This is a genomic window from Yersinia pekkanenii (assembly GCF_001152565.1).
GTDB lineage: Bacteria > Pseudomonadota > Gammaproteobacteria > Enterobacterales > Enterobacteriaceae > Yersinia > Yersinia pekkanenii.
The window spans coordinates 1-8,244 of record NZ_CQAZ01000079.1; the positions used below are offsets into that span (position 1 = coordinate 1).

Below are 8,244 nucleotides of genomic sequence, written 5' to 3' on the forward strand. Positions count from 1 at the left end.
ATCTTTCGGGGAAATGTGCACGGAACCCCGATCTGGGGTTTTGGGCTGGATTACGGGCGCGTCAAACTTCACGATTTATAGCTGTTATTTTAAAAAGTGGCTTTTGCTATATAATAAATTGGATATATAGAAAATATAGCTTGTCGAGGAGTGATTATGGCTGTAGTTCCTTTAATGCCCAATGGTGGGTTCGATGTATTAAAAAAAATATGCGTGAGGCCCGTCTAAGAGGACAACCGCGAGGTATGGCTTTGCCACCAACTTATCATTGGTTTTACCAAAAGGTTCGTAACCGGGGTCTATGGGATTACAAACAGAAAGATAGAAATCTTGCTAATTTTGGTAATTTTAATTATGGGGCTACTGGAACAGCAGCAGGAATACCGATAAATATACTGTTAATGGGGGCTGGGTTTGCTCAGTCGAGAGCGGGTACGTCAAGACCTGAATGGGGTGCATGGCATCAGCGCCCTCCTTATGGTGATGACCCTCGAGATCAATATTGGATTCAGCAAGGAATTGATTATGCAACGCGAAATGGTTATTAAGTGGGCTCATGGCTTATTAACAACGGTATTATTTATTGCTGTCGGCTCTTTCAGCCTTTACCAATATATCATGAGCAAACCTTATGATGACAGTCTGTATAGTCAAAAGCAGTTAACAGAAAATATTTGGCTATATGTGACTGAATATAAAAGCTCAGGTGCGACTGACTCAGACGTTTACCGTTATTATCTGAATAATAAGATTGACGATAACATAATAGGAATACTAGGGAAATCATCGCCCTTCCTTACCGCAGATAAGGCTAATGCTGAGGTTTCAGGTGAAGATAATATTGTTAAAGTCAGTATTATTGGGAGAGTTTACTCTTTTAATAACTCCGCTTTTTTTTATGATAAAGAAACGCCAGTTATGCCTACAATAGATTTTCGGGCGAAAGGGATTAGTGCCTGGAAATAAAGGATATATCTGTGGAGGCAGGTTCGTTACCCTGCCCTTTAATTACGTGACAACGTCACAGATAAAGCACTTTTTAATCCTACCTTAATCCGGTATGCTCGAAATATGTCATAGAATTTTCCGGATTTGAAACGTGACTTCAATGATCAATCTACCCTACCCATTTCCATTTATAAGCGTAGGAACGGTTGTACTATAGACCTAAGTACATGTTAACAGTATAAATTATATTATTGGCAACAAAAGATAAGGAATGCATATGATCGTTTTTATAACAGGAGCAACCTCCGGTTTTGGTGAGGCTATCGCCCGCAAATTTATCAGCCACGGTCATCAGGTTATCGCGACAGGCCGTCGTCAAGAGCGGCTGGACAAATTGAAGTCTGAACTGGGTGAGCAATTGCATACTGTGCGTTTAGACGTACGAAACCGTGCTGCTATTCAACAAGTTATTGATGAACTGCCTGCCGAGCTGAAAAATATCGATTTATTAGTTAATAATGCAGGCTTGGCATTGGGGTTGGAACCGGCTCATAAAGCCAATGTTGAAGATTGGGATACGATGATTGATACCAATACCAAAGGTTTGGTGAATATGACTCGCGCCTTATTGCCTGCGATGGTGGAACGTAATATCGGTCACGTGATTAATATTGGCTCTACCGCTGCCAACTGGCCGTATGCTGGCGGTAACGTGTACGGTGCGACCAAAGCTTTTGTGAAGCAATTCAGTTTGGGTCTGCGTGCTGACTTACAGGGTACACGCATCCGCGTTACTGATATTGAACCTGGTATGGTCGGTGGGACCGAATTCTCTGCGGTGCGTTTTAAAGGTGATGGTGACAAAGTCAATAAAACCTACGATGGTGCTAACCCGCTGACATCAGAGGATATCGCTGAAGCCGTATATTGGGTTGCGACTCTACCCGCCCGCGTCAATATTAATTCTCTGGAAATGATGCCTGTCAGCCAATCTTTTGCCGGATTAAGTATTCACCGCGAAGGTTAATACGCTACGTTAGTGCCAGGGGCTTAACCGCCCCGCCCTTAATTTACTCGCCAGCCAGCAACAATAATCAACATCCCCGCCAGAGCAACTCCAGCACCAACCCAGTCAAATACGGAAAGTTTCACGCCATCGACTACCCGCAACCAAATTAATGCCGTGGCAACATAAACCCCACCGTATGCGGCATAGACGCGCCCACTGGCAGCCGGATGCAGTGTCAGTAACCAGACAAACATGGCCAGGCTTGCCGCTGCGGGCAGTAATAACCAGATTGTCCCACCTTTGCGTAACCACATATAGGGCAAGAAGCAGCCGATGATTTCAGCCAGTGCAGTGACAAAAAACAGAAGTGATGTCTTTAACATTCTTAGATCTCTTTATATTGCCAGTAATATGTTGCTCATAGACCAAAGGTTGTAAATTAACATTAAGTTACTCTACATATACTCAACAAGATTGTCGCTGACTGGTTTATACACCGCGAGCAATGATATAATTTTTATCCGCTGATAGCGTGCCAGTAAACTACATGATGATTTAACATCACCGACTCATAAAGGACTTAAGACGATGAAAATAAATAGCCTGCTACGCGCGTTTCTGCCGGTAGCCTTGCTGATGTTGCCGCTAACGTGGCAAACACCGGCGCTGGCACAATCAGCAAACTGCACTCAAGGCAGCACCTGTGTTTCTGTTGGTGGCAGCAATGATCCAATGTCAAAAGAGCAAGCTCGCCAAAGCCAACAACAATGGGATGATAATCATCTGCTGCGCAATAAAGTTAATAACCGGGTAGAAAAGAATTTTGATAAGTTTGATCGGGCTGAAGATGCGAAGGACAACTGTGATCGCAGCGAAAACGTGAACGCCTATTGGGAGCCAAATACTCAGCGTTGCCTGGACCGTTTATCTGGTCGCCAGATTAATCCGTAATAGATAACTATGCCCCAGATTCACTTGAGGTTATGTCAATCTGGGCTATCCTTTAGGTACCTTTTAGGAATCAATAGGTTAGGCAAGCTATTCATCCACATAAGGATTTATGATGAAAAAAACGCTTATTATCAGCACGTTGTTATTCTCTCTGGCTCCTTTGGCGGTACTGGCATCTTGCGAAAGTGTGAAGGCAGACATTACACAGAAGATTATCAGTAATGGGGTGCCTGAATCCGGTTTTAAACTGGATATCGTTCCTAATGATCAAGTTCAGCAAGCTGGCGGCCAAGTGGTCGGGCATTGCGAAAATGATACTCAGAAAATTGTTTATACCCGTATAACCAACGGAGAATAATCTCTGCGTAATCCGGTGTCCGGGCGTGCCTTTCGGTGCGCCTTTTTGTTTTATAAATAATTTGTTTCTGCATTTATAAAGATTCACTGGTCATTCATTTGGTGACCAGTAACAATCTAGCGGTCTATCAAAACGTGAGGTTTACCTCAATATGTCCGTCAGTTGCGTTGCATGAAACGGCGAGTTGATTTGCATTACTACCGCGCAATGCTGCGCCGACTGCTGATTTCGATCATGCTGGGTATAGTATCAGCGCTGATTGTTTGGCTATTCCATCAGGCAATGTTGGGATTGGAATGGCGGTTATTCGCCCGAACTGATGGCAGCCTGGTTGCGGCAGCCTCCTCTATTACTGGCTGGAGGCGAGTATTAACGCCAGCACTGGGTGGTTTGGCGGCCGGTTCTCTACTCTGGGTATACCAACGTTACCAACAGCAAAAGCCCAGTGCACCGACCGATTATATGGAAGCGATTGAGACTGGTGATGGGCGTTTAGATGTTTCCGCCAGTTTGGTTAAATCCCTCGCGTCATTATTAGTTGTTTCCAGTGGCAGCGCGATTGGTCGCGAAGGCGCAATGGTGTTATTAGCGGCCTTGTTTGCGTCGGTGTTTGCTCAACGTTATGCCAAGCCTAATGAATGGAAACTCTGGGTCGCCTGCGGTGCGGCGGCCGGTATGGCCAGTGCCTATCATGCACCGTTGGCGGGGAGTCTGTTTATTGCAGAGATTCTGTTTGGCACCTTGATGCTGGCCTCGCTTGGGCCAGTCATTATTGCCGCCGTCAGCGCGCTACTCACCACGAATTTATTACAAGGTGGACAGGAAACCCTTTATCAAGTGCCAGCCTTGCCATCACCCTGGCCAATACAATATGTTCTTATGGCATTGTTGGGATTATTAGCAGGCGTCTGCGGCCCCCTGTTTTTAACCGGAATGACCGCCAGTGGGCAGATTTTCCGTTCACTGAATTTATCGCCGCCACTGCAACTGGCATTGGGGGGAATGATTGTGGGGCTATTATCGCTGATTTTCCCTGAGGTCTGGGGCAATGGCTACAGTGTAGTACAGTCACTGCTGACAGCTCCGCCAGCTGTTTTATTGATAAGTGGCATATTAATATGTAAGTTATTGGCCATATTGGCCAGTAGTGGGTCGGGTGCTCCGGGAGGGGTATTTACCCCGACATTATTTGTTGGGGCAGCGTTGGGCATGTTATGCGGCCAAATGTTTGCCTGGTGGCCCGTTCTTGGTGACGATATTGGGTTGTTAATGGCCCTGACGGGTATGGCTACTCTGTTGGCGGCAACCACTCACGCGCCTATTATGGCAGCACTCATGGTTTGCGAAATGACCGGTGAATACACCCTACTGCCCGGATTACTATTATCCTGTGTTATTTCGACCACAATCGCTCGCTGGTTACGTCCAATTTCGGTATATCATTCGCGTTAAAATGAGTTATTAATACTATAGTGATTATTAATTGGCCTATCCCAAACAATATCCATGAATATATTATTTTCCCATTGCGGTCAGATCTAAATATTTTGCTAAAGGCTTTTCTTCTGGGTGTGGTAGATAAGGTAGTTGCCCCAACTGCGGCGCAGGTATGCGTTCGCGTAGCATGGCGATTGTTTCGGCATAATGCGCTAATCCCGGATTAATACGATTTGCGACCCAGCCTAATAATGGCAGTCCGTCATTGAGAATAGCTTGTGCTGTTAATAAAGCATGGTTGATACAACCTAATTTAATTCCGACAACCAAAATAACAGGCAATTGTTCCTGGACTACCCAATCAGAATAGAAGCGCTGGTCATTCATCATGACTTTCCAACCACCACAGCCTTCGACAACAACCGTATCCGCTTTGGCAGATAAACACTGTAACCCTTCAGTCATTTCGCTGTAGTTAATCAGTGTGTTTGAGCAAGCATGGATGACATCGCTTTGTAATGGGAATGGGTTAACCTCATGATAATCCACATCAATAGAGGATGAGTTCTGTAAAATCAGTGCATCCTGATTACGTAACCCATTGGGCGTTTCTTGGCTTGCCGTTGCCACCGGCTTATAGCCGACAGCGGTTCTGCCATTTTGGCTTAAGACCTGAAGTAAGGCCCGTGACACTACAGTTTTACCAACAGCAGTGTCGGTTCCCGTCACAAATACTCGCGTTAACATAACAATACTCCGCCATCTGGCCACGTAGACTCAAGTTTTCCGCCAAACATTAGCGAACTGGGCAATATGGATAAAAGTCTAGGCGATGCCAACAACAGACAGCTTGCGTTAGCGCAAGGTTTTGCTGAACTGAGAGAGGTTTTTAACGGATTATACTAAATAATAGGAGGAATATATCAGATATACCCACTAATAATTAACTCTTAATTATTAGTGGGTATACTTTACCCTTGCAGTAACTTCACCAGTAATGAGCCATTATATAATGCTTCTTTTACTAATGCCGCGCCAGGCATTGTGCCTTGATTAAAAAATGCGGTTGGTTCAACAAGAATACTCTCGCTGTAAGCGGGTAGCGCTTGCTGGCGAATACAAGATGCAATTGCTGGATGCAAAATAGACGCGGCTTTATTTAACGGCGACCCCACCAGAATTTTTTCTGGATTAAATAAATTAACCATAATGGCAATAATGCGCCCAACGCTGTGGCCGACACCCAGAATGATATCTTTGGCTAATTGATCGCCAGCCAATGCCGCATCACATAAAGACTCAACATTGAGTGGCGCGCTATGTAATAACGAGCTCATTGAGCCATTTAATCGTTGCTGAGCTAATTCCAGCATGTTTTCAATACTGGCAACCGTCTCAAGACAACCGTGATTACCGCAATAACAGCGTTTGCCATAGGGGTCGACTTGGGTATGACCAATCTCGACTACGCTGCGGCTACCCGCATGCAATACTCTTCCGGCGGTGATAACGCCTGCACCTACATTATGGTCAATCACTACCTGGATGACATTCTGACACCCACGCGAGGCACCATACAGTGCTTCTGCCATGGTCCAGGCGCAAATATCATGTTGCAGAAAAACGGGTAACCCCGTGCGTTGTTCCAGCTCTGGCCCGAGTCGCATTTCATCAACATCATAAAATGGCATTTTATGCACAATACCTGCTGGAGCATCAATAATGCCGGGCATGGTAATGGCTATAGCAGTCAGCCTTTCAAGCTTTTTCTGATGCCGGATAAAGAATTGATCAACTTCGTTGAGGATGCGGTTAAGCAACGGTTCAGCGTGACTATCCGGTAATGGAATTTGATCTTCAACCACCAGTTTACTACTGAGGTCGCGCAAGGCGAGAGTGATAGAACCACGGCTGATACGACCAGAGACGTAATGCCAGGCTTCGGTATCCAGAACTAAACCGATAGCGGGCCGCCCACGGCTACCGACGTCTTGATATTCGGTTTCTTTTACCAGATGAGCTTCAACCAGTTCCCGCACAATTTTTGTGATACTGGCGGGGGCCAATTGCGCCCGTTTAGACAGCTCAATACGTGATATTGGGCTAAACAAATCAATCAGCCGATAAACGGCTCCTACATTGGTTTGCTTGATTTGATCAATATGCCCAGGCTGTCCATCCGTTATCACTAAACCGGCTCCTTTTCTGCCAACCAAATATTTTTCGCGCTTCTAAATAAAGATTATCGGCTATGTTGGGGCTTTTAGCATATGGCGTCAACTATTTGATTAGTTATGTGATTTACTGCACATAATCACCCGTTTTATTGGGACTGCTGGCGATTTTTTATACGAAGTGAGTCGCTATGGGCTCACATGATCCCGACGTATTTATCACTCGGTAAGGCTAATGCGGGTCGTTGGCTAAGTAGATTTAATTGCCCCCGAAGCAGCAGATGTATCCTTAACCATTAAGCGAATTAACGCCTCTGCCGGGGCAGTTACTGGCCGATGCTTATGATTGACCAGCCATACCTCGGTGGTGGCATCGGCTTCAGCTAAAGGCAAATATTTTACCCCATCCACTTTTATCCGTGTAAATGAAGCTGGCAGTATTGATACGCCCAAACCGGAAGATACCAGGCCAACGATGGTCATCGCCTCCCCGACTTCTTGCGTGATATAGGGCGTGATGTCATAACGAGCTAACAGAGTGAGAATTTCGTCATACAGTGCGGTACCCACTTCACGGGAAAAGAAGACAAAAGGCTGCTCTGCCAGCGAACTGATTTTAACACTGCCATGAGGCAACGCAGCTAATGGGTGTTCTTCGTGGACTACTGCCACTAAGGGTTCACGCAACAATAGACGATATTGTAAGGCATCAGGTAGCCGGGTATTACGCATCACACCAAGATCAAGCCGCCCATCCAGTAGCGGTTCAATTTGTTGCTTAGTGTTAACTTCCTGCATCTTAATATGCACTTGTGGATGCAATTGGCGAAATGCGCGTAAGTTTTTAGATACCGTACTAATAAACGGTGCTGATGAGGTAAAACCAATGGTCAGTTCGCCGGATTCGCCGCGATGTAAACGTGCTGCCTTTTCTGATGCCGAGTTTACCTGCGCCAGAATTTGATACGACTCCTTTAAAAACAATGCGCCCGCTTGGGTCAAACTGACATTACGGTTGTTACGAGCCAGTAATCGAGCACCAATTTGTTCTTCCAAAATTTGGATTTGCTGACTCAGTGGAGGCTGAGAAATACGTAAACGTTCAGCGGCTCGGCCAAAGTGCAATTCCTCTGCCACTGCAATGAAATAACGTAAATGTCTGAGTTCAATACTCATTGGGTTCCATTGATATGTTTAAAGTCTTATTTAGAATGATTAATATATTAGACAAAAAACTCAGCTATTTCTATGATCTTTCTATTGAGCTGAACGGTGGATAAGCCATTGTAGTGCTAATCCCCTGTTATAACGGCGTCCAGACCATTTTTGATTGAATTATGTAGCGCGGCGAATTTTTTTGCATAGAT

Annotated in this window: 10 protein-coding genes; 6 read left to right on the forward strand and 4 right to left on the reverse strand. The window is 45.3% G+C overall.

Annotated elements, in window-relative coordinates:
• The 3 genes from AEP37_RS27430 to ydfG all read left to right on the forward strand — a co-directional run.
• On the forward strand, nt 1-548 hold a 548-nt coding region (locus tag AEP37_RS27430), incomplete at its 5' end, for a polymorphic toxin type 44 domain-containing protein (protein WP_244880825.1).
• The gene (locus AEP37_RS21640; protein ID WP_049615270.1) at nt 526-966 is read left to right on the forward strand and encodes a hypothetical protein; all 441 of its coding nucleotides are present in this window, start codon (nt 526-528) and stop codon (nt 964-966) included. The genes AEP37_RS27430 and AEP37_RS21640, both read left to right, overlap by 23 nt.
• Before the next feature lie 259 nt (nt 967-1,225).
• On the forward strand, nt 1,226-1,975 hold the full coding sequence (gene ydfG, locus AEP37_RS21645; protein ID WP_049615271.1) for a bifunctional NADP-dependent 3-hydroxy acid dehydrogenase/3-hydroxypropionate dehydrogenase YdfG: 750 nt from the start codon (nt 1,226-1,228) through the stop codon (nt 1,973-1,975).
• Between the two features lie 38 nt (nt 1,976-2,013).
• On the opposite strand, the gene AEP37_RS21650 is transcribed toward ydfG, so the two are convergent.
• Entirely contained in the window at nt 2,014-2,340 is a 327-nt protein-coding gene (locus AEP37_RS21650; protein ID WP_049615272.1) for a YnfA family protein, read from the reverse strand.
• Between the two features lie 205 nt (nt 2,341-2,545).
• Between AEP37_RS21650 and AEP37_RS21655 the strand changes: the two genes are divergently transcribed.
• The 3 genes from AEP37_RS21655 to clcB all read left to right on the forward strand — a co-directional run bounded on the left by AEP37_RS21655 (nt 2,546) and on the right by clcB (nt 4,718).
• Entirely contained in the window at nt 2,546-2,908 is a 363-nt protein-coding gene (locus AEP37_RS21655) for a DUF1283 family protein (RefSeq protein WP_049615273.1), read from the forward strand.
• Between the two features lie 112 nt (nt 2,909-3,020).
• Nucleotides 3,021-3,266, forward strand: a complete 246-nt coding sequence (locus tag AEP37_RS21660) for a DUF1161 domain-containing protein (RefSeq protein WP_049615274.1) — start codon at nt 3,021-3,023, stop codon at nt 3,264-3,266.
• 171 nt (nt 3,267-3,437) lie between these two features.
• Nucleotides 3,438-4,718, forward strand: coding sequence for a voltage-gated ClC-type chloride channel ClcB (clcB, locus tag AEP37_RS21665; protein WP_049615275.1), 1,281 nt, complete (start codon nt 3,438-3,440; stop codon nt 4,716-4,718).
• 63 nt (nt 4,719-4,781) lie between these two features.
• On the opposite strand, the gene bioD is transcribed toward clcB, so the two are convergent.
• The 3 genes from bioD to AEP37_RS21680 all read right to left on the reverse strand — a co-directional run bounded on the left by bioD (nt 4,782) and on the right by AEP37_RS21680 (nt 8,053).
• Nucleotides 4,782-5,450 carry a dethiobiotin synthase gene (gene bioD / locus AEP37_RS21670; RefSeq protein WP_049615276.1) on the reverse strand — a complete coding sequence of 223 codons (669 nt, stop codon included), beginning with the start codon at nt 5,448-5,450 and terminating at the stop codon, nt 4,782-4,784.
• 224 nt (nt 5,451-5,674) lie between these two features.
• The gene (gene mlc / locus AEP37_RS21675) at nt 5,675-6,892 is read right to left on the reverse strand and encodes a sugar metabolism global transcriptional regulator Mlc (RefSeq protein ID WP_049615277.1); all 1,218 of its coding nucleotides are present in this window, start codon (nt 6,890-6,892) and stop codon (nt 5,675-5,677) included.
• A 234-nt stretch (nt 6,893-7,126) separates the two neighbouring features.
• Nucleotides 7,127-8,053, reverse strand: coding sequence for a LysR family transcriptional regulator (locus AEP37_RS21680; RefSeq protein ID WP_049615278.1), 927 nt, complete (start codon nt 8,051-8,053; stop codon nt 7,127-7,129).
• Between the last annotated feature and the right edge of the window lie 191 nt (nt 8,054-8,244).